The following is a 24878-nucleotide window of genomic DNA, read 5'->3' as shown; positions in this document are numbered from 1 at the left end:
GCTGCCGCGCCACGCAGCGACCGCACCGAAGGGATACGCCATGAGAGCCCCCGCCCTGTACTCGGCAGCCGGGTCCCTGATCCTGACCACCCTGGCCGCCGCCCCGGCCGGGAGCGCCCCCCGCGTCCCGGACACGGCGTCGGCCGAACTGCGCGGTACCGCCGTGGCCGCCGCACGGGCGCGCGCGGAGGGCATCGACTTCGGCAAGTGCGCCGCCGGCCTGGAGCTCCCGAAGTCCTTGCAGTGCGGCACGCTGAGCGTCCCGCTGGACTACGCGCATCCGGACGGCAAGCAGATCAGACTGACTGTCAGCCGGATGCTGGCCACCCACAAGGACCCGCACAACAGCAAGCGCAAGGTGCCCCGGCAGGGCGCCCTGGTCTACAACCCGGGCGGGCCGGGCGCCTCCGGCATGCAGTTCCCGATGGTCGGCGCACTGCCCGAGTGGAAGCGTCTCGCCGCCGCCTACGACCTGGTCGGCTACGCCCCCCGCGGGGTGGACGGTTCGGCGCCGCTGTCCTGCGTGGAGCCCAAGCGTTTCTTCAAGGCGCCCTCCCCGTCGCCGACGCACCCCTCGGCGTCGTACAAGAAGGTTCGGATCGCGGAGGCGAAGGCGTACGCGCGCGGCTGTCTCAAGCGGTCCGGGAACAGGCTGAGGTACTTCACCTCGCTCAACAACGCCCGTGACCTGGACGTGCTGCGCGCCGGGCTCGGCGAGAACCGGCTGACCTTCATGGGCGCCTCCTACGGCACCTACTTCGGCGCGCTGTACGCCACCCTGTTCCCCTCGCACGTACGGCGGATGGTGCTGGACTCGGCGGTCAACCCGGACCCGGCACAGATCTGGTACCGCTCCAACCTGGAGCAGTCGGCCGCGTTCGAGAGCCGCTGGACGGACTACCGGGAGTGGATCGCCCGGCACGACGACGTGTACGGGCTGGGCAACACCGCCGCGAAGGTGCAGGCGAGTTACGACCGGGCGAGCAAGCGGCTGGCCAAGAAGGCGGCCGGCGGGAAGGTCGGGCCGGGGCAGTTGCAGAGCGCGTTCCTGTCGGCCGGTTACTACGACGACTACTGGCCGAGCCGCGCGGAGGCGCTGTCGAAGTTCCTGAAGGGAGACGCGAAGCCGTTGGTCCGGCTGGCGGCGCCGACGGCGGAGACGGCCGCCGCGGCGGAGAACGGCAACGCGGTCTACACGGCCGTCGAGTGCAACGACGCGGCCTGGCCGAAGGACTGGAAGACCTGGGACCGGGACAACACCCGGCTCGCGCGGATGGCGCCGTTCGAGACCTGGGACAACGCCTTCATGAACCTGCCGTGCGCCTACTGGCAGGTGCCCCGGCAGAAGGCCCTGGACGTGCGGACCGGGCCCGGTGAGCTGCCGCCGACGCTGATCCTTCAGGCGGAGCGGGACGCGGCCACGCCGTACGCGGGCGCGCTGGAGATGAACCGGCGGCTTGCCGACTCGGTGCTGGTGACCGAGCGGGACGCGGGCACCCACGGCATCGGCGGCGGCCCCAACAAGTGCGTCAACGGCTATCTGGAGGCCTACCTGCTGGAGGGCCGGCTCCCGGAGCGGCGGGCGGCCTGTGCGGGGCACCCGGAACCGAGGCCGACGGCGCCGGCCGGCCACGCCCGGCAGCAGAAGAAGCTGCGGGACTCCCTGAAGGGCAAGGCCGACCAGCGCTGAGCGTCGTCAGGCGAGGCCCGCGACCAGTTCCGCGACGTCCTTGCGGCGGCCCGTGAAGAACGGGACCTCCTCGCGGACGTGCCGACGGGCCTCGGAAGCACGCAGATGGCGCATGAGGTCGACGATGCGGTGCAGCTCGTCGGCCTCGAAGGCCAGGACCCACTCGTAGTCGCCCAGCGAGAACGAGGCGACCGTGTTGGCGCGCACGTCCGGGTAGCCGCGGGCCATCTTGCCGTGGTCGGCGAGCATCCGGCGGCGGTCCTCGTCGGGCAGCAGGTACCAGTCGTACGAGCGCACGAACGGGTACACGCTGACGTAGTTGCGCGGCGTCTCGTCGGCCAGGAAGGCCGGGATGTGCGAGCGGTTGAACTCGGCGGGGCGGTGCAGCGCCATGTTCGACCAGACCGGCGCGAGAGCGCGGCCCAGCTTCGTGCGGCGGAAGAGGTTGTACGCCTCCTGGAGCTGGTCGCTGTCCTCTGCGTGCCACCAGATCATCAGGTCGGCGTCGGCACGCAGACCGGAGACGTCGTAGGTGCCGCGGACGGTCACGTCCTTGGCGGCGAGCTGGTCGAACAGCTCCTGGACCTCGTCGGCGTAGCCCGCGCGGTCCTCGGGCAGTACGTCCTTCAGCCTGAAGACCGACCACAGGGTGTAGCGGATGACCTCGTTGAGGTCCTTGGCCAGCTTGCCCTTGTTCGGGATCCGCTCGGGGGCGGTGGTGGGGGCGTCGTCACTCATAATCCTTATTCTCCCGCTCCGCCGTGCAGGCTCTGCACCGGGTTGGAGGTGAGCTCCCGGACGGCCGCAAGGTCACCGCCCAGCTGGTCGACCGCCGCGTACGCGCTCGCGATACAGGCGGGGATGCCCACCCCGTCGTACTGCGCGCCGCAGACCGCCAGGCCCGGGAGCTTGGCGACGTGCTCGCGGACGCGGGCCACGCGCGCGTGGTGGCCGACGGGGTACTGGGGCAGGCCGTCGGTCCAGCGGGTGACGCGGGTGGCGACGGGGGCCGCGGCCAGTCCGGTGGCCTCGCGCAGGTCGTGCCGGGAGACGTCGACGAGGTCGCCGTCCTCGCGCCCCAGCACCTCCGTCTCGCCGTACCGCCCGACCGAGGTGCGCACCACGACCACGTCCGGGTCCTCGTCGGCGATCCACCCCCACTTCTGGGAGGCGAAGGTGGCGGCCTTGATGGTGCGGCCGTCGACGGGCGGCACCAGGAAGCCGCTGCCCTCGGGGAGCGTGAGGTCGGCGCGGGGGTAGGCCAGGGTGATCAGGGCCATCGAGGCGTACTCGACAGCGGCCAGTTCGGCCGCGGCGGCGGGCGCTTCGGCACGCAGCAGGGCCGCGGCGACGGGGGCGGGGACGGCGACGATCACGGCGTCCGCGTACAGCACGCGGTCACCGGCGGCGACCCGCCACCCGGTGTGCGAGCCGTCGGCGGCACCCCGGGCCGCCTCGCGGTCCCCGTCCGCCCGGGGGTCCGCCCACGGGAGGCCGGGTCCGCCGGTCTGTGAGTCGGCACGGTCGAAGTCCCTTGCCGCGCCCGGTCCCATCCGGCGCAGTTCGGTCACGGGTGCGCCGGTGACGATCTCGCCGCCGCGCGCCCGCACCGAGTCCGCGACCGCGAGCGGCAGGGTGCCCACGCCGCCCTCGATGCCCATGAACACCGGGCCCGTCTGCTGGTTGGCGGCCGCCTTGGCCTGGATCTCGCGGACGGCCTCGGTCAGCGAGTCGTGCGTCCTGGCGGCCTGGTAGAGCTGCGGGACCGCCGAGCGCATCGAGATGCGGTAGGCGTCGCCCGCGTAGACCCCGCCGAGCAGGGGTTCCACCAGCCGGTCCACGACCTCCCGGCCCAGTCGCCCGGCCACGTACTCCCCCACCGCCACGTCGTCGCCGACCTCGGTGCGGGGCAGGTCGGCGTCGCGCTCGATGCGGGCGAGACCCTCCTCGGACAGCAAACCGGACAGCGCGGCGGCGGTGCCGGGGACGCCCATGACATGGCCCCTGGGCATGGGCCGCAGGGCACCCCGGGTCCAGATCGAGGCCGTGGCGGTGCGCGGCGGCTGAAGCCGGTCGTCCAGCCCCACCTCGCGCGCGAGGGCGACCGCCTCGGGCCGGCGGGCCAGCATCGACTCGGCGCCCAGGTCGACCCGCACCCCCGCGATCTCACCGGGCAACAGCTTGCCGCCGACTCTCTCCGAGGCCTCCAGAACGGTCACGCGCAGGCCGCGCTCCAGCAGCCGGTGGGCCGCGGCCAGCCCCGCGATCCCGGCTCCGATGACGACGACCTGCCCCGTGCCCGCACTCGTTGCGCTCATGCCCCCACTCTCTCAAACCCCACTGACACGCCCGCCCCGGCCCGGTGACCGGCGCGCGTCCGGACCGTGACCGCATCGGGACCGTCCCGGTCAAACGTCCCGCCCGGCCCCGGCGTCGAAGGAGCGTCATTCGTCACGACCCTCGGGGGAACCATGCGACATCCCTTACGACCCGTCCTCGCCGGCATCCTGCTGGCCGCCGCACTCCTCCTCACCGGATGCAGCGGCGACGACTCCGGCGCCTCGGCCGGGGATGCCAGGGCCAACACGGTCGGCACGGTCCAGGAGGCGGCGGGCTCGGCAGGCGCCAAGGACAGCAGCGGCAGGGGCACCGACAAGGCGCCCGCGGGTCGTCCGCCGGCACCGCGCGCCCGGCGGTGAAAGCCGTGTGCCCGGCAGTGAGACCTGAGCCAGCCCGAAATTCCGTCGCCCCGTAGCGTGTTCGCATGGACATGAGCGGTGGACGGGAACGACTGGTGGTGATCGGCGGGGACGCCGCGGGCATGTCCGCGGCGTCCCAGGCGCGCCGGCTGCGGGGACCGGACAAGCTGGAGATCGTGGCCTTCGAACGCGGCCACTTCAGCTCCTACTCGGCGTGCGGCATCCCGTACTGGGTCGGCGGTGACGTGGCGGAACGGGACCGTCTGATCGCCCGCACGCCCGAGGAGCACCGGTTGCGGGACATCGATCTGCGCATGCGCACGGAGGTCACGGAGATCGACGTGGCCGGGAAGCGGGTACGCGCGCGTGACGTCGATTCCGGCGCCGAGTCCTGGACGTCGTACGACAACCTCGTCATCGGGACCGGTGCCCGCCCGGTCCGCCCCGACATGCCGGGCGCGGACGCGCCGGGCGTGCACGGCGTGCAGACCCTCGACGACGGCCAGGCCCTGCTCGACACGCTGGCACACACGCGTGGCCGTCGCGCCGTGGTCGTCGGCGCCGGCTACATCGGCGTCGAGATGGCCGAGGCGATGATCAACCGGGGCTACGAGGTGACGGTCGTCAACCGCGGCAGCGAGCCCATGTCCACGCTCGACCCGGACATGGGCCGCCTCGTGCACAAGGCGATGGAGGGCCTCGGCATAACCATGGTCGACGACGCCGAGGTCACCAAGGTGCTCACCGGTCAGGACGGCAGGGTCCGGGCGGTGGCCACGGAGGACGGCGAGTACCCGGCGGACGTGGTGATCCTGGGCATCGGTGTCCGCCCGGAGACGAGCCTCGCCCAGGCGGCGGGCCTGCCCGTAGGCAAGCACGGCGGCCTGCTCACCGACCAGGCGATGCGGGTCCGCGGCCACCAGGACATCTGGGCGGGCGGCGACTGTGTGGAGGTCCTGAACCTGGTCTCGGGCCAGGAGCAGTACGTCCCGCTGGGTACCCACGCCAACAAGCACGGCCAGGTCGTCGGCACCAACGTGGGCGGCGGTTACGCCACGTTCCCCGGTGTCGTCGGCACCGCGGTGAGCAAGGTCTGCGACCTGGAGATCGCCCGCACCGGCCTGCGCGAGAAGGACGCCCTGCGGGTGGGCCTCCAGTTCGAGGCGGTCACCATCGAATCCACGAGCCGCGCCGGCTACTACCCCGGCGCGAATCCGATGACGGTCAAGATGCTCGCGGAACGCCGGACGGGCCGCCTCCTGGGCGTCCAGATCGTGGGGCGGGAGGGCGCGGGCAAGCGGGTGGACATCGCGGCGGTGGCCCTGACGGCGAAGATGACGGTGGACCAGATGACGGCTCTGGACCTGGGCTACGCACCACCGTTCTCACCGGTGTGGGACCCCGTCCTGGTGGCGGCGAGAAAGGCGGCGACCAGGGTGCGGGACGGTGACTGAAGCGACCCCTGGGGGCGCGGGGACGTGTCGACATGCGGCTACCGCCGTGTGGGCGCGACCGGCCCCACGCACCCGCCCCCGCGACGCGTCCCCTAGGCCGTCCCGCTGATCCGCGGCAACGAAGTGACCCCGGCCCCTCCCGGCGCCGGCGCGGCCGCAGCCACGCTGCCCTGCTCCATACCCTGCCGTGCATGCGCAGCCGCAGGCCGAGTCGACCGCAGCCGGTTGCTCACGGCCTCGTCCAGCGTCACCGGCCGCTGCATCTGCGCGGCCAGCCGCCCCGCCTCCTGACCGAGCCGTGCCACGTCCTCCCAGGGAAGCCGCACGACAAGGGAGATCTCCGCCTCACCGTCCGGCAGGGCCTGCATGGGAGGGAACCCCTGAGAAGCAACCCGCTCGTTCATCGCCTGATCCTCACGTCGCCTGAAACGTCACCTGAAGCTCATCGGTCGCAAGGACATACGGACCCGCGCGTGCCGACGTTCACCAACGCGCCGCGCTTCGGCCGCCCCCTCCCTGGGCACTAGTCAGCTGTGGTCATCCCCGTCCATGACGTGAACCCGGTGCGTCGCACGCCGTATGTGACGTATGCGCTCATCGCCGCGAACGTCATGGTGTTCCTGTTCACGCCCGGCATAGCCGGCTCCGTGGCCGGCGGCAGCGATCTGGCGCAGCTGTGCCATCTGCAGGCCTTCACGGAGCACTACGCGGCCGTCCCCAGAGAGCTGATCCACCACCAGATGCCCCAGCTGGTCCCGACGGGCCAGGTGGGCGTCGGCCAGAACGGCCCCGGCTGTGTGGTCGGCCCGCCCTCCTACGACAAGTCGCCGCCGCTCTCCGTCTTCACGGCGATGTTCCTGCACGGCAGCTGGCTGCATCTGCTGGGCAACATGCTGTTCCTGCTGATCTTCGGCAACAACGTCGAGGACCGGATGGGCCACATCCGGTACTTCCTCTTCTACGTTGTCTGCGGCTACGCGGCCGGCTACGGCTTCGCGCTCCTCAACCCCACCTCGGCGGACCCACTGATCGGAGCGTCCGGCGCGATCGCCGGCGTCCTGGGCGCCTATCTCGTCCTCTACCCGAAGGCCAGGGTCTGGGTACTGGTCCCGTTCCTGATCTTCCTGCCGCTGCGGCTGCCGGCCTGGCTGGTGCTGGGCTTCTGGTTCGTGCTCCAGGCCGTCTACTCGTCGGGCGAGGGCGTCTCCGACGCCGGGACCGTGGCGTACGCGGCGCACGTCGTCGGCTTCCTGGTGGGCATGGTGCTCGCCTGGCCGCTCAAGCCGGGCACGCCCCCGCCGCCGGAACCGCGCGGCCTGCTGTTCGGCAGCCGGGCCCGGCCCCGGCACACCTGGTAGCGGACCGGGTCAGCGCACGCTCTCGGTGTGGACGAACTCGACGAGGCGGGTCAGCGCGTCCGGGTCGGTGGACGGCATCACGCCGTGGCCCAGGTTGAAGACGTGGCCCTCGAGACCGGCGGCCGCGTCGAGCACCTCGCGCGCCTTGGTCTCCACCACGTCCTTGCCGGCGAACAGGACGGTCGGGTCGAGGTTGCCCTGGAGCGCCTTGCCGGGGCCGACGCGGCGAGCGGCCTCGTCGAGCGGGACCCGGTAGTCGACGCCGACGACGTCCGCGCCGGCCTCGCCCATGAGGTTCAGCAGTTCGCCGGTGCCGACCCCGAAGTGGATGCGCGGGACGCCGTATCCGGCGACGGCGTCGAAGACCTTCGCGGAGGCGGGGAGCACCGAGCGGCGGTAGTCGGCGGGGGCCAGCGCCCCGGCCCAGGAGTCGAAGAGCTGGACGGCGGAGGCGCCGGCCTCGATCTGCACCTTGAGGAACGCTGCCGTGATGTCGGCGAGGCGGTCGAGCAGGTCGGCCCAGAGCTCCGGGTCGCCGTACATCATCGCCTTGGCGTTCTCGTATGTGCGCGAGGGGCCGCCCTCGACGAGATAGCTCGCGAGGGTGAACGGAGCGCCGGCGAAGCCGATCAGCGGGGTCGGGCCGAGCTCGGCGGTGAGCAGGCCGATGGCCTCGGTGACGTAGGAGACGTCCTCGGGGGTGAGGCCGCGGAGCTGGGCGAGGTCGGCGCGGGTGCGGATCGGGTGCGCGACGACCGGGCCGACGCCGGGCTTGATGTCGAGGTCGACGCCGATGGCCTTGAGGGGGACGACGATGTCGCTGTAGTAGACCGCCGCGTCCACGTTGTGCCGGCGGACGGGCTGGAGTGTGATCTCGGCGACCAGCTCGGGCCGCGTGCACGACTCCAGCATCGGGATGCCCTCGCGCACCTTGTGGTACTCCGGCAGCGAGCGCCCGGCCTGCCGCATGAACCACACGGGGGTGTGCGGCACGGGTTCACGCCTGCACGCCTTCAGGAAGGCACTGTCGTACGTCGCTGTCGGCTGCTGGCCCGCGGGGCTTCCGTTCGCACTCACGACGGCAAGTCTCCCACGCCCCCGAAGCCGGTGTGGCCGCGGCCCGGGCGGTGCCTCGGGTGGGGCCTCCGGTGGGGCCTTAGGTGGTGTCTCTCCCTGCGCGAAGGCGTCATTCCCCTTACTCTTCCCCGCATGGCTGCGGCACAGGGACGACTGTCGGACGGCGCTGGCGGGATGGGCGAGGAGAAGGGCACCGGGGAGGGCGAGGGGCATACGGGGAGTACGGCGCCGCCGGCCTTCCGGGCCGCGGTCGAGGCGCTGCGCGGTGCAAGGCTGCGGCCGCAGGTCGAGGTGGAGCCGACGCCCGCACCGCAGCGTCTCGCCCCGTTCGCGTACGCCGTGGAGGCGGCGGTGGTCGACGGGGATCAGGACCTTGCCGACGGCCGTCTCGTACTGCTGCACGACCCGGCCGGGCACGACGCCTGGCGTGGCACGTTCCGGCTGGTCACCCTGGTACGCGCGGAGCTCGAGCCGGAGATGGCGGCGGATCCGCTGCTGCCGGACGTCTGCTGGTCGTGGCTCACCGGCGCGCTCCAGGCGCGCGGCCTGTTGTACGGGGAGGCGAGCGGGACCGTCACCCGGGCGAGTTCGCACTACTTCGGCGGGTTGTCCGAGCGCCCCGCCGCCTCGCAGATCGAGATCCGGGCCTCCTGGACGCCCCGGGAGGGCCGCGCCGGGGTGCCGGACACCGCGGCGCACCTCGCTTCCTGGTGCGATCTGCTGGCGCAGGTAGCGGGACTGCCGCCGGCCGCCCCCGGCGACGCCTCAGTGGTCACGCTGCCGCAGCGCCGTGACCCGCAGGCGCGCTAGCCACCCCTGGTCCGCCATCGGCCGAGGCCCTGTCCACCTGACCGGGGACCCGTCCACCCGGGTCCCGTCGACTCACCCTTCATTGACCATCTCTTTGTCGATACGGCCACTTTCTGTCCCGTACGACAATGGCTCGAACCGATTCGATCTTCGGATGATCGATCGCGTGTCCGAATTGCACGTATTGTTACTCACCAGATCGTGATCATTCTCTAAAGGCGGACAGGTTTGGTGCCGAAGACGACTGTGACCTTGAAAGCACGGTTCGTCCCGGCTTCTTCCCCCACAAGCCGGCCCCGTCCCCCACCCAGGAGGCCTGGTGTCCGTTCTCCTCGAGCAGCCCGCAAGCCTGGTCGCCTACCGCCCGAACAAGCCCACCGCCATGGTGGTCGTGGCCGACCCGCGCGTCCGCTCCACCGTCACCCGCCACCTGTGGGCACTCGGCGTGCGCGATGTCATCGAAGCCTCGTCCATCGCGGAGGCTCGTCCCCGCATCGGCAACCCCCGCGACATCTGCGTCGCCGACGTCCACCTCCCCGACGGCTCCGGCCTGACCCTCCTGTCGGAGACCCGCGCCGCGGGCTGGCCCAACGGCCTGGCCCTGTCCGCCGCCGACGACATCGGCGCGGTGCGCAACGCCCTGGCCGGCGGGGTCAAGGGCTACGTCGTCACCGGCACCCGCACCAACATCGGGCTTCCCACCCGGCCGGGCGCCGCCCCCATCGGCTCCGCCGCCGCCCGTATGCACCGCCGCCCCCCGGGTGCCCCGAGTCACCCGGGCGGCTACCGCGAACTCTCCGGCCGTGAGGTCGAAGTGCTCCGACTGGTCGCGGAGGGCCAGTCGAACAAGGCGATCGGCGTCTCGATGGGTCTGTCCGCCCTCACCGTCAAGAGCCATCTCGCCCGTATCGCCCGCAAGCTCGGCACGGGCGACCGGGCCGGGATGGTCGCCGTCGCCCTGCGGACCGGCATCATCCACTGACCTACCGTTCATCCCTCACCCCGCCGTTCACCGACGTGAACCGGATCGGCCGCCGGTCCGCTGTAACGTCGTACTCCGTCGTCCCCCGTTCGTGGACCTGATCTTTCACCGACCTGACTGGTTTACGACCCTCCGGCGCCCGTCGACGGAACGTTCCGTCGACGGGCGCCGTCCACACACAGATACCCTTGACATGTGACCGACGCCCAAGAGACCGCAGCAGACAGTTCACTGCGCACCACCGGGGGCACTCCCCCGGACGACGCCGGGTCTTCTGTGACGGGGGCGCCGATCCCTTTGCTGGAGCCGCGTGAGGGCATTCCGCCCGTGGTCGTGGACGAGACCACGCTCGCCCGGGTGATCGCCGCGTTCGCCGCGGGCTCCGGTCCCGTCGCCGTCGACGCCGAGCGCGCGTCCGGCTACCGCTACGGGCAGCGCGCCTACCTCGTCCAGCTGCGCCGCGAGGGCGCGGGGAGCGCGCTGATCGACCCCGTCGCCTGTCCCGATCTGTCCGGCCTCGGCAAGGCGCTGGCCGGCGTCGAGTGGGTACTGCACGCGGCCACCCAGGATCTGCCCTGCCTGCGCGAGATAGGCATGGTTCCCAGCAGCCTGTTCGACACCGAGCTGGCCGGGCGGCTCGCCGGGTTCCCGCGGGTCGGGCTCGGCGCGATGGTCGAGAGCGTCCTCGGCTTCGTCCTCGAGAAGGGCCACTCCGCCGTCGACTGGTCGACCCGGCCGCTGCCCGAGCCATGGCTGCGGTACGCGGCGCTCGACGTCGAACTGCTCATCGACCTGCGGGACGCGCTGGAGAAGGAGCTGGACCGGCAGGGAAAGCTGGAGTGGGCGCGGCAGGAGTTCGACGCGATCGCGTCCGCGCCGCCGGCGGAGCCGAGAAAGGATCCCTGGCGCCGGACGTCCGGGATGCACAAGGTGCGGCGGCGCCGGCAGCTGGGCGTGGTGCGGGAGCTGTGGGAGACACGGGACCGGATCGCGCAGAAGCGGGACGTGTCGCCCGGCAAGGTGCTCAGTGACGCGGCGATCGTGGAGGCCGCGCTCGCACTGCCGGCGAATGTGCACGCCCTCGCGGGGCTGAACGGCTTCGGGCACCGGATGGGGCGGCGCCAGCTGGAGCAGTGGCAGGCGGCGGTGGACCGGGCCAAGGCGCTGCCGGACGCCGGGCTGCCGCTGCCGGGGCAGCCGGTGACGGGGCCGCCGCCGCCACGGGCGTGGGCCGACAAGGATCCCGCGGCCGCGGCTCGGCTGTCCGCGGCGCGGGCCGCGGTGTCGGCGCTGGCCGAACAGCTCGCCATGCCGCAGGAGAACCTGATCGCGCCGGACACGGTGCGCAGGCTCTGCTGGGAGCCGCCGAAGGTCGTGGACGCCGAGACGGTGGGGGCGGCTCTGGAGGGGTACGGCGCGCGGCCGTGGCAGGTGGAGCAGGTGACGCCGGTGCTGGTGACGGCGCTGTCCGCCTAGGGCCTGCCCGGGCCGCTCGTTCGGGAGCATGGTGCGCTGCTTCTGCAGCCCGTCAGGGACGTCGAGATCACGCCAAGGTTCCGGAGGGCCTGCGGAGGAAGGGGAGGAAGGGGATGCAGAAGTCGTTGCGGACGGCATGCCCGCCGCGCACGGAGGTCGGGTCCGTAAGCCCGGCCGGGGAAGGTCAGAAAGCGGTTGCGGCCGCCGCTTCGCCTTCCGGCAGCTGGTCCCTGCTCTCCTGGATCATTCTCCGGTAGGTGCGTTCGTGGTCCCCGTTGCCGTCAAGGGCGAACTTCAGGAGCGCGCTGGACCAGTCGTCGAAATGCGCGAACACCCGGTCCACCATGTGTGTCGCCTCCTGCCGCCGGGCCTCGTCCAGAACGGGCAGACGTTCCTCCTCCACCTCCGGCGACTTGATGGTGTGCGAGGACTCGGCCAGATAGTGCTTGGTGCCGAAGAACTCGCATTCACCGCCGTCCCGCAAGGTGATGCCCCGGCAACGGGTGAAGATCGTGATGGACACGGACTCGATTGCCTCGACCATGGCGAAGCGGGCATAGGTGGGCGCATCGGCGGCGAGCGCGGCCAGTTCCAGGACCACAGGAAAAAGGGCAGACTTCGACTGCCCTCTTCGCTGGGCGAGGGGTGTGATGTTCGCCGCTCCAGCCCCCGAGACTGTGCAGCTACGTTACCCACAAGTAGCATGGGACTGAGCGCGCGCTCAGCGCATCGCAGCAGTGCCATCCCGCACCCTGGAGGAGAGCCAATCGTGCCTCGTACCGTCAGGGACGTCGTGTTTGTCGACGGCGTCCGCACCCCGTTCGGCAAGGCGGGCCCGAAGGGCATCTACCACGAGACCCGTGCCGACGACCTCGTCGTGAAGGCGATCCGGGAGCTGCTGCGCCGCAACCCCGGGCTGGACACCAAGAAGATCGACGAGGTAGCCATCGCCGCGACCACGCAGATCGGTGACCAGGGTCTGACCATCGGCCGCACCGCGGGCATTCTCGCGGGCCTGCCGACCTCCGTGCCCGGCTACTCCATCGACCGCATGTGCGCCGGCGCGCTGACCGCCGTCACCACGGTCGCCGGTTCCGTCGCCTTCGGCGCGTACGACGTCGCCATCGCCGGCGGTGTCGAGCACATGGGCCGTCACCCGATGGGCGAGGGCGTCGACCCGAACCCGCGGTTCGTCAGCGAGAAGCTGGTCGACGAGTCGGCGCTGTTCATGGGCATGACCGCCGAGAACCTGCACGACCGCTACCCGCAGATCACCAAGCTGCGCGCCGACGAGTACGCGGTGCGCTCGCAGGAGAAGGCCGCCAAGGCGTACGCCAACGGCAAGATCCAGGCCGACCTGGTGCCGATATCGGTGCGCCGGACCAACCCCGAGGGCGGCGAGACCGGCTGGGGTCTGGTCACCGCCGACGAACCGATGCGGCCGGGGACCACCCTGGAGAACCTGTCGGGTCTGAAGACGCCGTTCCGCGTGCACGGCCGGGTCACCGCCGGTAACGCGGCCGGTCTGAACGACGGTGCCACCGCCTCGCTCATCGCGAGCGAGGACTTCGCCCGCGAGAACAACCTGCCGGTCAAGATGCGTCTCGTCGCCTACTCCTTCGCGGGCGTCGAGCCCGAGGTCATGGGCTACGGGCCGATCCCGGCCACGGAGAAGGCGCTCGCCCAGGCCGGGCTGAGCATCTCCGACATCGGTCTGTTCGAGATCAACGAGGCCTTCGCCGTGCAGGTGCTGGCCTTCCTCGACCACTACGGCATCGCGGACGACGACGATCGCGTCAACCAGTACGGCGGCGCGATCGCCTTCGGTCACCCGCTCGCCTCCTCGGGTGTGCGTCTGATGACGCAGCTGGCCCGTCAGTTCGAGGAGCAGCCGAACGTCCGCTACGGCCTGACCACCATGTGCGTCGGCTTCGGCATGGGCGCGACGGTCATCTGGGAGAACCCGCACTTCGAGGGGGACAAGTGAGCACCACCGCCGAGCTTCTGAAGCAGGCCTCGGACCTGTTCCCCGACGAGGTCGTGACGTCGGCGCACGTACGCCACTTCGACCTGCCGCTCGGGGCCGGCCGCTTCGCGCTGATCACCCTGGACAACGGCCTGGACCACACCAAGCCGACCACCTTCGGCCCGGCCTCGCTGGCGAACCTCAACACCGCCATCGACCAGGTGGAGAAGGAGGCGGCCGACGGCGCGATCGTCGGTGTCGGCATCACCGGCAAGCCGTTCATCTTCGCCGTCGGCGCGGACCTGAAGGGTGTCGAGCTCCTCAAGGAGCACGAGCACGCGCTCGCCATCGGCAAGGGCGGCCACGAGGTCTTCAAGCGCCTCTCCGGTCTGGCCGTGCCGAGCTTCACGTACTACAACGGCGCCGCGATGGGCGGTGGCGTCGAGGTCGGTCTGCACTGCACGTACCGGACCGTCTCCAAGGCCATCCCGGCGTTCTCGCTCCCCGAGGTGTTCCTGGGCCTGGTCCCGGGCTGGGGCGGCTGCGCGCTGCTGCCGAACCTCATCGGCGCCGACAAGGCCGTCTCGGTGATCATCGAGAACAGCCTCAACCAGAACAAGCAGCTCAAGGGTCAGCAGGTCTTCGACCTGGGCATCGCCGACGCCCTCTTCGAGGGTGCCGACTTCCTGGAGCAGTCGCTGATCTGGACCGCCCACGTGCTGAAGGGCGACATCGAGGTCGAGCGTCCGGTGATCGACCGCGGCGAGGCCTGGGACCAGGCCGTCGCCAAGGGCCGCTTCATCGCGGACTCCAAGGTGCACGGCGCGGCCCCGGCCGCCTACCGCGCCCTGGACATCATCGCCGCCGCCAAGAACGGCGACCTCCAGCAGGGTTACGACGCCGAGGACCTGGCGCTCGCCGACCTGATCATGGGCGGTGAACTGCGCGCCGGTATCTACGCGTTCAACCTGGTGCAGAAGCGCGGCAAGCGTCCCGCCGGTGCCCCGGACAAGAACCTGGCCCGCCCGGTCACCAAGGTCGGTGTCGTCGGCGCCGGTCTGATGGCCTCCCAGCTCGCGCTGCTCTTCCTGCGCCGCCTCGAGGTGCCGGTCGTGCTGACCGACATCGACCAGGAGCGCGTCGACAAGGGTGTGGGCTACGTCCACGCCGAGATCGAGAAGCTGCTCGGCAAGGGCCGTATCAACCAGGACAAGGCCAACCGCCTCAAGGCGCTGGTGACCGGTGTCCTGGACAAGGCTGAGGGCTTCTCCGACGCCGACTTCGTCATCGAGGCGGTCTTCGAGGAGATCGGCGTCAAGCAGCAGGTGTTCGCGGAGGTCGAGGCGGTCGCCCCGGCGCACGCGATCCTCGCCACCAACACCTCCTCGCTGTCCGTGACGGAGATGGCGTCGAAGCTCAAGAACCCCGAGCGGGTCGTGGGCTTCCACTTCTTCAACCCGGTCGCCATCCTCCCGCTCCTGGAGATCGTGCGCGGCGAGCAGACCGACGACGCGTCGCTGGCCACCGCGTTCGCCGTCGCCAAGAAGCTGAAGAAGACCGCGGTTCTGGTGAAGGACGCCCCGGCGTTCGTCGTGAACCGCATCCTCACCCGCTTCATGGGCGAGATCCAGAACGTCATCGACGAGGGCACCCCGGTCGAGGTCGCGGAGAAGGCGGTGGAGCCGCTCGGCCTGCCGATGTCCCCGCTGGTCCTCCTTGAGCTGGTCGGCCCGGCCATCGGCCTGCATGTCTCGGAGACCCTCAACCGGGCCTTCCCGGACCGCTTCACGGTCTCCCCGAACCTCGCCGCCGTCGTCAAGGCGGGCAAGCGCGGCTTCTACGTGTACGACAGCGGGAAGCCGGAGCTCGACCCCGAGGTCGCCGCGCTGCTCAAGCAGGGCGACGTGGTCCTCACCGAGGAGCAGGTCCGTGACCGCGTCCTGGACGCCGTCGCCCAGGAGATCGGGCTCATGCTCGACGAGGGTGTCGTCGCCGAGGCCCAGGACATCGACCTCTGCCTGATCACGGGCGCCGGCTGGCCCTTCCACCTGGGCGGCATCACGCCGTACCTGGACCGCGAGGGTGTCTCGGACCGCGTGAACGGCAAGAAGTTCCTTGCCCCGGGCGTGGCCTCGGTCCCGGCGTAACGGCCGACAGCCGAAGGGGGCCCCGCAGTACGCGGAGGCCCCCCTTTCGCATGCCGTTGAAGGGCATCAAGGGCGTCGACATCGGCAAGGCCCGGTCCGCACCGACGCCACGATCCCCGAGTCGGCGAGGAAGTCCCCCGCCACGGGCGGCAGCTGACGGTACGCCCAATCCGGCAACCGGCGATACGTCAGACCTCGCGCCACGCCTCCAGCGCCAGCCCCGGTTCGTCCTTGCGGCGGGTGACCAGGAGTTGCCCGCCGGACGGGGACAGGGTCGCCGCGGTGACCCTGTCGTCCCCGTCCGTGGCCAGGGCGACCGCCGCGTCGGCCGGGAGCTGCGGTCCTGACTCGGTCCACCACGCGCCGGCCCGCTCGTCCTCCGTGGGGTACGCGGCGAAGGCCACCCGGCCGCTCGCCGAGCGCTGGGCGAGCAGGGTGCAGTCGTACCCGTCGAGGTCGCAGCGGGCCGCGGCGACCGGGCCGGGCCCGGCCGAGGGCAGCAGGTGGTACGGCTTGCCGCCGGGGCGCCAGGCGCAGAGGTCGCCGGCCTCGTCGCTGTAGTAGAGGGTCGTGCTCTCAGGGGAAGTGGCGAGGGCGGTGAGGGTGCCCGGGCGGACGGGGGTCTCAAGCGACTCCTGCAGCACGGGCGGCTTCCCCGCCTCCTCCTGGCGCCAGTACACGAGCCCGCCGGGTACGGCCGCGTACACCTCGACCCGCCCCGACTCACCGGTCACCGCCGCGAGCCCGTCCTCGACCAGCCGGCCCCTCAGATCACGCCACGGATCCCAGCCGCCCTTCTCCTTCTGGGCGACCATGCTCACCCCGCGCCCCCGGTTGCGGACGAAGACATGGGCACGGCCCTCGGCGTCCACCGCGACGGCCGGGGCGCCGGTGACCTCGCCCTTCCTGCTGGGGTGGCCGATCGGCTGCCAGTCCAGGGCGGCCAGGTGCGGACGGTAGTGGGTGGAGTGGACAAGGCCCGACTCACCCTTCACCGTGGGCCGCCAGGCGACCAGGTGGGCGTATCCGTTGACGCCCTGGCCGACATAGAAACCGGGGTGCAGCCGCTGGTCGCCGCCCATCTTCCGGGGGGCGCCCCAGGGGCTGCCGGGGCCACGTTCCGCCCGGCACAGCACAGCATCGCCCGACGGCAGATAGACACTGAGCCGGCCGTCACGGCCGCGGAGGAGCCAGTCGCCGTTCACCGCTTCACTCTAAGCGGGGCCGTTCGGGGCAGTGGCCCGGCCCCGGGCGTGCGAGGCTGGGGGCATGGAAGACGAAGCTCCCCTGCTGGTGATCGTCGACGGCGCGAACGTCGTCGGGTCACGGCCGGACGGCTGGTGGCGGGACCGTAAGGGGGCCGCCGAGCGGCTGCGCGACCGGCTGGCCGAGCGGGGCCTGCCCGGCCACCCGACCCCCGTGGAACTGGTGCTCGTCGTCGAGGGCGCGGCCCGCGGGGTGGAGTCGGTGCCCGGGGTGCGGGTGGAGCCGGCGGCAGGCAGCGGCGACGACCGCATCGTGGAACTCGTCGCCGCGAACCCCGGGCGGCCCCGGCTCGTCGTCACCGCCGACCGTGAACTACGGCGCAGGGTGACGGAGTTGGGCGCAGAGGTGATCGGCCCGAGCGCCCTGCTCCGCTGAACCGGGCCCCCGGACCGAATCCACCCACACCCACAACCAAGTTGGGTCGGCCCTGCCCGTGCCCCTCGTGCCCCCGCCCTACTCCCCCGGCACCCGTGCGTACAGCACCGCACCGTCCACCTCGCCCACCTGTTCGTATCCGGCCGTGAGCAGTCGGCGCAGGCTGGGGACGCGGTCGGGGCCGTACGGCTTGCCCCGGGAGTCGTCGATCACCAGGGCCGGTGCCCGGTCGGCCAGCTCCGCGCGGAAGACCGGCCAGGTGCCCTCGACGGCGTACTTCTCGCCGACCTGGGGGCCGTCCCGGCCGCCGCTGAAGTTGGTGAGGAGGCCGGCGGTGAGATAGCGGGTGGCGGGGGTGCGGTCGGCGAGCCAGTACGTCTCCGGGTGTATGCCCCAGACCAGCACCCGGTCGCCAGGTTCGGTGCGATGGGCGAGGGCGAGCGCGAGCCGCTGGGCGTGGGCGAGTTCGGGACGCGGGGCCAGGACTCCCCAGGTCAGGAACAGGAAGCAGACGCAGGCCGAGGTGCGGACGGCGGCATGGGTCCGTTCCCTCGGCAGGAGCCGCAGCGCGGCCGTGGCCAGCAGCGCGAGGGGCGGGGTGAGTTGCAGGAAGTAGTGGCCGAAGAAGTGGAAGCCGAGGGTGACGGCGACCGCCGACGCGGCCAGCCACAGCCACAGGTCGCCGGCGCCGGTGCGGGCGATACGCAGGGCGCGGGCGACCGGCGGGACCAGACCGGCGCAGGCCGTGGCGAGGATCGCCGTGTTGGTCACCGCCCGCGCCAGGACATGGAGTTCGGAGCCGGTGAAGGAGGCGTAGGCGCCGGAGCCGGTGACCGTCCAGAAGGTGAAGCCGGCCGGGTCGGTGAGCAGGGCCGCACCCAGTACGGGCAGGGCGACACCGGCCGCCAGTCTGAGCAGGCTCGTGCGCGGGCCGCCGTACCGGTTGAGGAGATAGACCACCGGCAGCAGGACCGCGCCGCCGGTCTGCTTGGTGAGCAGGGCGCAGGCGACGGCGGCTCCGGCGGCGCCCCAGCGGCGGCGGTCGGCGCACCACATGGCGGCGGCCGTGGCGGGCAGCATGAACACCTCGAAGGTGGCCGCCTGCGCGTCCTCGGGGTTGAGCCCCACGGAGACCAGCAGATAGAGCGCCCCCGCGGTGCGTCCCGCGCGGTCGCCCCACCGGCGCCGGGCGATCGACGCGAGCAGTACGGCGGTGGCCAGCTGCGCGAGCACGGCGAGTACCCGGATGGGGGTGAGGGACCCGGACCCGAAGACCGCGAACACCCCCTCGTACAGCCAGGGCAGCAGCGGCGGCTTGCGGTCCACGACCGTCTCGTACAGCTGCCCGCCCCGCGCCAGCATGCGCGCCTGCACGGCGAGAAAGCCCTCGTCCGGGTTCCACAGCGGCCGGCGGAAGGACGGCACCCGGGTGACGCAGGCCAGCACGGCGAGCAGCGGCAGCAGCCGCGCCCAGTACCCCTTCAGTACGACTACGGCCGGTGACGGGGCGAGGGGTGCGACAAGCATGGGGAGCACGCTATCCGGCCCCGCAGTCCCACCCGGACGGGACATACGGGGCCGAAGTGGCGAGCCTGATGATTACCGAGCGTCGACGGAGGTCCGCTCCTGCCCGGCGAGGCGGCTGTGCGAGCGGCTGTAGAAGAAGTAGACGACCAGGCCGATGACCATCCAGATTGCGAACCGCAGCCAGGTCTCGGCCGGCAGGTTGAGCATCAGCCACAGCGACGCCAGCACGGACACGATCGGCAGGACCGGCACCCATGGGGTGCGGAAGGACCGCTCCAGGTCGGGCCGGGTCCGGCGCAGGATGATCACGCTGATCGCGACGACGATGAAGGCGAAGAGCGTGCCGATGTTCACCAGTTCGGCGAGTTCGCTGAGGCTGGTGAAGCCGGCGACGATCGCGATGATGACGCCCAGCAGGATGGTCGGCCGGTAGGGGGTGCGGAACCTCGGGTGGGTGTGCGAGAAGAACCGGGGCAGCAGCCCGTCCCGGCTCATCGCGAAGAACACCCGGGACTGGCCGAGCAGCAGGATCATGCAGACGGTGGTCAGGCCGACGGCGGCGCCGAAGCTGATCAGGCCCGCGAACCAGGGGTGCCCGGTGGCTTTGAACGCGTCGGCGAGCGGGGCGTCCACGGACAGCGAGCTGTACTTCTGCATGCCGGTCACCACGACCGCCACGGCGACGTACAGCACGGTGCAGATGATCAGCGAGCCGATGATTCCGCGCGGCACGTCCCGCTGGGGGTTGCGGGTCTCCTCGGCGGCCGTGGCGACGACGTCGAAGCCGATGAAGGCGAAGAAGACGACGGACGCGGCGGTGAAGATGCCCATCACGCCGAAGTTGGAGGGCGCCCAGCCGATCATCAGCTGGATCAGCGGGGCCTTGAGGTTGCCGCCCGTCGGCACCGGCTGCTCCTTGGGGATGAACGGGTCGTAGTTGCCGCTGTGGATGAAGAAGGCACCCGCGATGATGACGACCAGGACGACGGCCACCTTGATGGCGACGACGACCGAGGTGACCCGGGCCGAGAGCTTCATGCCGACGACCAGGATCGCGGTGAGCACGAGGACCAGGGCGGCGGCGAGGATGTCGAAGCCGAAGCCGTGGGCGCCGTCGCGGCCGCTGAGGTACTGGGGCAGATGCCAGCCCGCGTTGTCGAGCAGCGAGTGGATGTACCCCGACCAGCCGACGGCGACCACCGCCGTGCCCAGCGCCAGCTCCAGCACCAGGTCCCAGCCGATGATCCAGGCCGGGAACTCACCGAGCGAGGCGTACGAGAAGGTGTACGCGGAGCCGGCCACCGGGAGGGTGGAGGCGAATTCCGCGTAGCAGAGGGCGGCGAGGCCGCAGACGACACCGGCCACGACGAAGGAGAGGGCGACGGCGGGGCCGGCCGTGTTCTTGGCGGCCGTGCCGGTCAGGACGAAGATGCCGGTGCCGATGATGACACCCACGCCGAAGACCGTGAGGTCCAGGGCCGACAGCGACTTCTTGAGCGCGTGCTCCGGTTCCTCGGTGTCCCGGATGGACTGTTCGACGTTCTTGGTCCTGAAGAGCGTACTGGCCACCTGCCTACCTCCCACGCTTGTCGTCCTCGACATGATCGAGAGGGCCGGGGATGCGTATGCCCCGGCAAAGGCAGGTTCACGCAAATGGGCTGGTTCCGCCACCGGTGGAGGTGGCGGAACCAGCCCATTGGGCGGTTTTCGCCCCGCGCCTTTGGGAGCGCCCCGCAGGGGCCTCTAATCCCTCGCCGACTCCACCGAGTCCACCTCGGCCGTCGATCCGTCCAGCTTGGCCACCAGGCCCGTCACCTGGCGGGCGATGTCCGGAGCCGTCAGGCCGATCTCCGTCATGACCTCGCCCCTCGACGCGTGGTCGAGGAAGCGGGGCGGGATGCCGAAGTCGCGCAGCGGGATGTCCACGCCCGCGTCCCGGAGCGCCTGGGCGACCGTCGCGCCGACGCCGCCGACACGGATGTTGTCCTCGACCGTGACGACCACCCGGTGCCGCTCGGCCAGCGGGGCCATCGCCTCGTCCACCGGCTTCACCCAGCGCGGGTCGACGACGGTGGTGGAGATGCCCTGCTTGTCGAGGAGACCGGCGATCTCCAGGCACATGGGCGCCAGCGCACCCACCGACACCAGCAGCACGTCGGGGGTGTCGGTGCCCGGCTCGCGCAGCACGTCCATGCCACCCACCTTGCCGACGGCGGGTACGGCGGGGCCGACGGCGCCCTTGGAGAAGCGGACCACGGTCGGTGCGTCGTCGACCTCGACGGCCTCGCGGAGCTGGGCGCGGACCTGGTCGGCGTCGCGCGGGGCGGCGAGCCGCAGGCCGGGGACGACCTGGAGGATCGACATGTCCCACATGCCGTTGTGGGAGGCGCCGTCGGTGCCGGTGACGCCGGCCCGGTCCAGGACGAAGGTCACCCCGCACTTGTGCAGGGCCACGTCCATCAGCACCTGGTCGAAGGCGCGGTTGAGGAAGGTGGCGTACACGGCGAAGACCGGGTGCAGCCCGGCCGTGGCGAGGCCCGCCGCGGAGACGGCGCCGTGCTGCTCGGCGATGCCGACGTCGTAGATCCGCTCCGGGAAGGTGTCGGCGAACTTCTTCAGGCCGACCGGCTGGAGCATGGCCGCCGTGATGGCGACGATGTCCTCGCGCTCCTTGCCGAGCCTGACCATCTCGTCGCCGAAGACGGAGGTCCAGTCGGCGCCGGAGGCCTTGACCGGCAGGCCGGTGTCGGGGTGGATGGGGCCGATGCCGTGGAATCGGTCGGCCTCGTCCTGGAGGGCGGGCTGGTAGCCGCGGCCCTTCTCGGTGAGGCAGTGCACGATCACCGGGCCGCCGAACCGCTTGGCCCGGGCGAGGGCCGACTCCAGGGCCTCCATGTCGTGGCCGTCGATCGGGCCGACGTACTTCAGGCCCAGGTCCTCGAACATGCCCTGTGGGGCGATGAAGTCCTTCAGCCCCTTCTTGGCGCCGTGCAGGGTGTCGTAGAGCGGCCTTCCGACGACGGGCGTGCGCTCCAGCAGGTCCTTCCCACGGGCGAGGAACCGCTCGTAGCCGTCCGTCGTGCGCAGGGTCGCCAGGTGGTTGGCGAGGCCGCCGATGGTCGGGGCGTAGGACCGCTCGTTGTCATTGACGACGATGACCAGCGGCCGGTCCTTGGCGTCGGCGATGTTGTTGAGCGCCTCCCAGGCCATTCCGCCGGTGAGGGCACCGTCACCGATCACGGCGACGACATGGCTGTCGCGTTTGAGCAGCTGGTTGCCCTTGGCGATGCCGTCGGCCCAGCCGAGGACCGTGGAGGCATGGCTGTTCTCGATGACGTCGTGCTCGGACTCGGCCTGCGAGGGGTAGCCGGACAGGCCGCCCTTCTGCTTCAGCCGGGAGAAGTCCTGACGGCCGGTGAGCAGCTTGTGCACATAGGACTGGTGGCCGGTGTCCCACAGCACCTTGTCCTTCGGCGAGTCGAAGACGCGGTGCAGGGCGATGGTGAGCTCGACCACGCCCAGGTTGGGACCGAGGTGTCCGCCGGTCTTGGACACCGCTTCCACGAGGAAGCTACGGATCTCCTCTGCCAGCTGGAGCAGCTCCTCGGGGCTGAGCCCGTCCAGATCGCGCGGTCCCCTGATACGGGTCAGCAGCGGCACCCGTGCCTCCTTGCAGTAGAGCTGATCGAGCTGTTGCCGGGCTCGTCGAGTCTAATGTTCCGCCCGGGCGGCCTGACTCCGGCCCATGGGTCATAGGTCACGCGAAGGGCCGTACCCATCGAGAACCCTTCCTATGACACGACTGTGCCCGGTGCCTGAAAGGCACCGGGCACATGTCTCACTTCATCGGCGTCAGCCGCGACCCGCGGCCTTCTGGCTCCGGCGGGACACGGAGTCGATGACCACCGCGCCGAGCAGAACGCCACCCGTGATCATGTACTGGATCGACGTGTTCATGTTCAGCAGGTCGAGACCGGTCTGGATCGACTGGATGACCAGCATGCCCAGCAGTGCCGACCACACCGAACCCCGGCCACCGAACAGCGAGGTGCCACCGATGACGGCCGCCGCGATGGCGAGCATCAGGGTGTTGCCGCCGCCCGCGTTCAGCGTCGCACTCGCCGTCTGACCGGCGAAGAACATACCGCCGATCGCCGCGAAGCCACCGGAGATCGCGAACACGGTGATCCGGACCATCGGCACGCTGATACCCGCACGGCGCGCCGCCTCGATGCCGCCACCGACCGCGAAGACCTTGCGGCCGTACGTCGTACGACGCAGCACGAAGTCGACGACGACCAGCGACGCGAGGAAGATCACCAGCGCGTTGGAGACACCGGACGCGTTGTTCAGCACCGCCGCCGCCACGAAGGACGCGATCGCCAGCAGGACGACGCGCATCAGGATCTCGCTGGTGGGCCGGAACGGCACACCCGCCGCACGGCGCCGCCGCTGCTCGTTGAACTGCCCCAGGGCCGAGAGCACCACACCGAGGCCGGCCAGCAGGTAGGCGCCGATGATGGCCTGGTCCATGAAGAAGGAGCTCTGGCCGAGGAGGTGCACCGGGCCGCTGTCGGACGGGATGTTGATCGTGCCGCTGTCGCCCAGCAGCCACAGCATCAGACCGTTCCAGCCGAGGAAGCCGGCCAGGGTGACCACGAACGCCGGTACGCCGATCTTCGCGAAGAACCAGCCGTGCAGCGCGCCGATGCCGATGCCCGTGATGATCGTGAGGACCAGGGCCAGCCAGCCGTTCATTCCGTGGTTGACCACGAAGACGGCGAACACGGTGGAGGCGAGGCCGCTCACCGAACCGACGGACAGGTCGATCTCGCCGAGCAGCAGTACGAACACCAGGCCGATGGCGAGCATGCCGGTGGCCGAGAGGAAGTAGCTGATGTTGGAGAGGTTGTCCGCGCTGAGGAACAGGCTGTTCTTCGCCTGGAAGATGGTCCAGATGATGATCAGGCCGATGACCACCGGCAGCGAGCCCAGCTCGCCGCCCCGGACCCGGCGCTTGAACTCGGTGAGGTAGCCCTTGAAGCCCTCTTCACGGACCAGCAGCCGCGGGTCGACGACCGCGACCGGCGCGGCCGTGGGGTCGTCGGCGGGGGCCACCGTCGTGGTGGCCGCGGCGGCCTCGGCTACCGCGGTCTTCTCGGTCTTGGGCGACTCGTCGCCCGCTACGGTCTTGTTCGACGTCTCACTCACTTTGCCGCCTCCGGGGTGCGACGCTCCGCACGACGGGTCACGGCGTTGTCCGTGGCACCCGTGATCGCGGCGATGATCTCTTCATGGCTGGTGCTCTTCACGGGGAAGATGCCGTTGTTCCTGCCCAGGCGCAGCACGGCGACGGTGTCCGCGACCGCCTTCACGTCGGCCATGTTGTGGCTGATCAGGATGACGGCGAGGTTGCGCTCGCGCAGCCGCTCGACCAGGTCGAGGACCTGCGCGGTCTGCTCGACACCGAGGGCCGCGGTGGGCTCGTCGAGGATGACGACCTTCGGGTCGCCGATCAGGGCGCGGGCGATCGCCACGACCTGGCGCTGGCCACCGGAGAGGCTGGCGATCGGGATGCGCACGCTCGGGATGCGGATGGAGAGCGTGCTCAGCAGCTCGCGGGCCTGCTTCTCCATCGTCACCTCGTCGATGACGCCGCGGTGCAGCAGCTCACGGCCGAGGAAGAGGTTGCCGACCACGTCGAGGTTGTCGCAGAGGGCGAGGTCCTGGTAGACCGTCGCGACGCCGAGACCCTGGGCGTCGTGCGGCTTGTTGATGCTGACCGGATTGCCGTCCCACTCGATGACGCCCTCATCGATGGGGTGCACACCCGCGATCGTCTTGACCAGGGTCGACTTTCCTGCGCCGTTGTCGCCCACCAGGGCGACCACTTCTCCGGCGTGGACCTCCAGATCGACATCGGTGAGTGCCTGGACCGCACCGAATCGCTTGGAGACTCCGCGCAACGCCAGCACGGGCGTAGCGGACACGTGAACCATCTCCTTCGCCGCCTGACCGGCGGGGATGCCGCGCCTGGTGGCCAGGCGCGGA

At 71.0% G+C, this 24878-nt stretch carries 21 protein-coding genes; 10 read left to right on the top strand and 11 right to left on the bottom strand.

Annotated elements, in window-relative coordinates:
• Nucleotides 1-40 precede the first annotated feature (40 nt).
• A complete protein-coding gene (locus ACZ7OO_RS34215; protein WP_471510882.1) occupies nt 41-1690 on the top strand; it encodes an alpha/beta hydrolase in 1650 nt (549 codons plus the stop codon).
• 6 nt (nt 1691-1696) lie between these two features.
• Here the strand turns inward: ACZ7OO_RS34215 and hemQ are convergent, their stop codons facing one another.
• Both hemQ and hemG read right to left on the bottom strand, forming a co-directional pair.
• Nucleotides 1697-2428 (bottom strand): hydrogen peroxide-dependent heme synthase, encoded by a 732-nt coding sequence (gene hemQ / locus ACZ7OO_RS34210; protein ID WP_471510880.1) that lies wholly within the window; start codon nt 2426-2428, stop codon nt 1697-1699.
• 5 nt (nt 2429-2433) lie between these two features.
• Nucleotides 2434-4008, bottom strand: coding sequence for a protoporphyrinogen oxidase (gene hemG, locus ACZ7OO_RS34205; protein WP_471510878.1), 1575 nt, complete (start codon nt 4006-4008; stop codon nt 2434-2436).
• Between the two features lie 153 nt (nt 4009-4161).
• Between hemG and ACZ7OO_RS34200 the strand changes: the two genes are divergently transcribed.
• Together ACZ7OO_RS34200 and ACZ7OO_RS34195 are read left to right on the top strand one after the other, a co-directional pair.
• Nucleotides 4162-4389: a hypothetical protein gene (locus ACZ7OO_RS34200; RefSeq protein WP_471510876.1), complete on the top strand. Its 228-nt coding sequence runs from the start codon at nt 4162-4164 to the stop codon at nt 4387-4389.
• A 65-nt stretch (nt 4390-4454) separates the two neighbouring features.
• Nucleotides 4455-5843, top strand: coding sequence for an FAD-dependent oxidoreductase (locus tag ACZ7OO_RS34195; protein WP_471510874.1), 1389 nt, complete (start codon nt 4455-4457; stop codon nt 5841-5843).
• A 92-nt stretch (nt 5844-5935) separates the two neighbouring features.
• Here ACZ7OO_RS34195 and ACZ7OO_RS34190 read toward each other — a convergent pair whose 3' ends face one another.
• Nucleotides 5936-6247 (bottom strand): hypothetical protein, encoded by a 312-nt coding sequence (locus tag ACZ7OO_RS34190; RefSeq protein ID WP_471510872.1) that lies wholly within the window; start codon nt 6245-6247, stop codon nt 5936-5938.
• Nucleotides 6248-6376: 129 nt separating this feature from the next.
• On the opposite strand from ACZ7OO_RS34190, the gene ACZ7OO_RS34185 reads away from it, so the two are divergent.
• The gene (locus ACZ7OO_RS34185; protein WP_471510870.1) at nt 6377-7201 is read left to right on the top strand and encodes a rhomboid family intramembrane serine protease; all 825 of its coding nucleotides are present in this window, start codon (nt 6377-6379) and stop codon (nt 7199-7201) included.
• 9 nt (nt 7202-7210) lie between these two features.
• On the opposite strand, the gene hemE is transcribed toward ACZ7OO_RS34185, so the two are convergent.
• Nucleotides 7211-8278 carry a uroporphyrinogen decarboxylase gene (gene hemE, locus ACZ7OO_RS34180; protein ID WP_471510868.1) on the bottom strand — a complete coding sequence of 356 codons (1068 nt, stop codon included), beginning with the start codon at nt 8276-8278 and terminating at the stop codon, nt 7211-7213.
• A gap of 132 nt (nt 8279-8410) precedes the next feature.
• On the opposite strand from hemE, the gene ACZ7OO_RS34175 reads away from it, so the two are divergent.
• The 3 genes from ACZ7OO_RS34175 to ACZ7OO_RS34165 all read left to right on the top strand — a co-directional run bounded on the left by ACZ7OO_RS34175 (nt 8411) and on the right by ACZ7OO_RS34165 (nt 11546).
• Complete coding sequence (locus ACZ7OO_RS34175) at nt 8411-9088, top strand: DUF3000 domain-containing protein (RefSeq protein WP_471510866.1); 678 nt, start codon at nt 8411-8413, stop codon at nt 9086-9088.
• A gap of 319 nt (nt 9089-9407) precedes the next feature.
• Nucleotides 9408-10070 carry a response regulator transcription factor gene (locus ACZ7OO_RS34170; protein WP_123973178.1) on the top strand — a complete coding sequence of 221 codons (663 nt, stop codon included), beginning with the start codon at nt 9408-9410 and terminating at the stop codon, nt 10068-10070.
• Between the two features lie 195 nt (nt 10071-10265).
• Entirely contained in the window at nt 10266-11546 is a 1281-nt protein-coding gene (locus ACZ7OO_RS34165; RefSeq protein ID WP_471510864.1) for an HRDC domain-containing protein, read from the top strand.
• A 184-nt stretch (nt 11547-11730) separates the two neighbouring features.
• On the opposite strand, the gene ACZ7OO_RS34160 is transcribed toward ACZ7OO_RS34165, so the two are convergent.
• The gene (locus tag ACZ7OO_RS34160) at nt 11731-12147 is read right to left on the bottom strand and encodes a hypothetical protein (RefSeq protein ID WP_471510862.1); all 417 of its coding nucleotides are present in this window, start codon (nt 12145-12147) and stop codon (nt 11731-11733) included.
• Between the two features lie 168 nt (nt 12148-12315).
• Between ACZ7OO_RS34160 and ACZ7OO_RS34155 the strand changes: the two genes are divergently transcribed.
• Both ACZ7OO_RS34155 and ACZ7OO_RS34150 read left to right on the top strand, forming a co-directional pair.
• Nucleotides 12316-13533: a thiolase family protein gene (locus ACZ7OO_RS34155; protein ID WP_471510860.1), complete on the top strand. Its 1218-nt coding sequence runs from the start codon at nt 12316-12318 to the stop codon at nt 13531-13533.
• A complete protein-coding gene (locus ACZ7OO_RS34150) occupies nt 13530-15659 on the top strand; it encodes a 3-hydroxyacyl-CoA dehydrogenase NAD-binding domain-containing protein (RefSeq protein WP_471510858.1) in 2130 nt (709 codons plus the stop codon). Before ACZ7OO_RS34155 ends, ACZ7OO_RS34150 begins: the two co-directional genes overlap by 4 nt.
• Nucleotides 15660-15847: 188 nt before the next feature.
• Here ACZ7OO_RS34150 and ACZ7OO_RS34145 read toward each other — a convergent pair whose 3' ends face one another.
• Nucleotides 15848-16864, bottom strand: a complete 1017-nt coding sequence (locus ACZ7OO_RS34145) for a DUF8189 domain-containing protein (protein WP_471510856.1) — start codon at nt 16862-16864, stop codon at nt 15848-15850.
• Nucleotides 16865-16928: 64 nt separating this feature from the next.
• Here ACZ7OO_RS34145 and ACZ7OO_RS34140 point away from each other — a divergent pair, with 64 nt between their 5' ends.
• On the top strand, nt 16929-17300 hold the full coding sequence (locus ACZ7OO_RS34140; protein ID WP_471510854.1) for a PIN domain-containing protein: 372 nt from the start codon (nt 16929-16931) through the stop codon (nt 17298-17300).
• Between the two features lie 78 nt (nt 17301-17378).
• Here the strand turns inward: ACZ7OO_RS34140 and ACZ7OO_RS34135 are convergent, their stop codons facing one another.
• From ACZ7OO_RS34135 to ACZ7OO_RS34115, 5 genes are all read right to left on the bottom strand, one after another.
• Nucleotides 17379-18827, bottom strand: a complete 1449-nt coding sequence (locus ACZ7OO_RS34135) for an ArnT family glycosyltransferase (protein ID WP_471510852.1) — start codon at nt 18825-18827, stop codon at nt 17379-17381.
• Between the two features lie 72 nt (nt 18828-18899).
• Nucleotides 18900-20396, bottom strand: coding sequence for an amino acid permease (locus tag ACZ7OO_RS34130; RefSeq protein WP_471510850.1), 1497 nt, complete (start codon nt 20394-20396; stop codon nt 18900-18902).
• A 174-nt stretch (nt 20397-20570) separates the two neighbouring features.
• On the bottom strand, nt 20571-22487 hold the full coding sequence (gene dxs / locus ACZ7OO_RS34125; protein WP_471510848.1) for a 1-deoxy-D-xylulose-5-phosphate synthase: 1917 nt from the start codon (nt 22485-22487) through the stop codon (nt 20571-20573).
• 192 nt (nt 22488-22679) lie between these two features.
• Entirely contained in the window at nt 22680-24038 is a 1359-nt protein-coding gene (locus ACZ7OO_RS34120; protein WP_471510846.1) for a sugar ABC transporter permease, read from the bottom strand.
• Complete coding sequence (locus tag ACZ7OO_RS34115) at nt 24035-24826, bottom strand: ATP-binding cassette domain-containing protein (protein ID WP_471510844.1); 792 nt, start codon at nt 24824-24826, stop codon at nt 24035-24037. Before ACZ7OO_RS34115 ends, ACZ7OO_RS34120 begins: the two co-directional genes overlap by 4 nt.
• Between the last annotated feature and the right edge of the window lie 52 nt (nt 24827-24878).

It is taken from the genome of Streptomyces sp. NPDC111744 (genome assembly GCF_055634995.1).
Note: the sequence above shows the minus strand (reverse complement) of the source record. Positions and strands in the feature narration are given on the sequence as shown.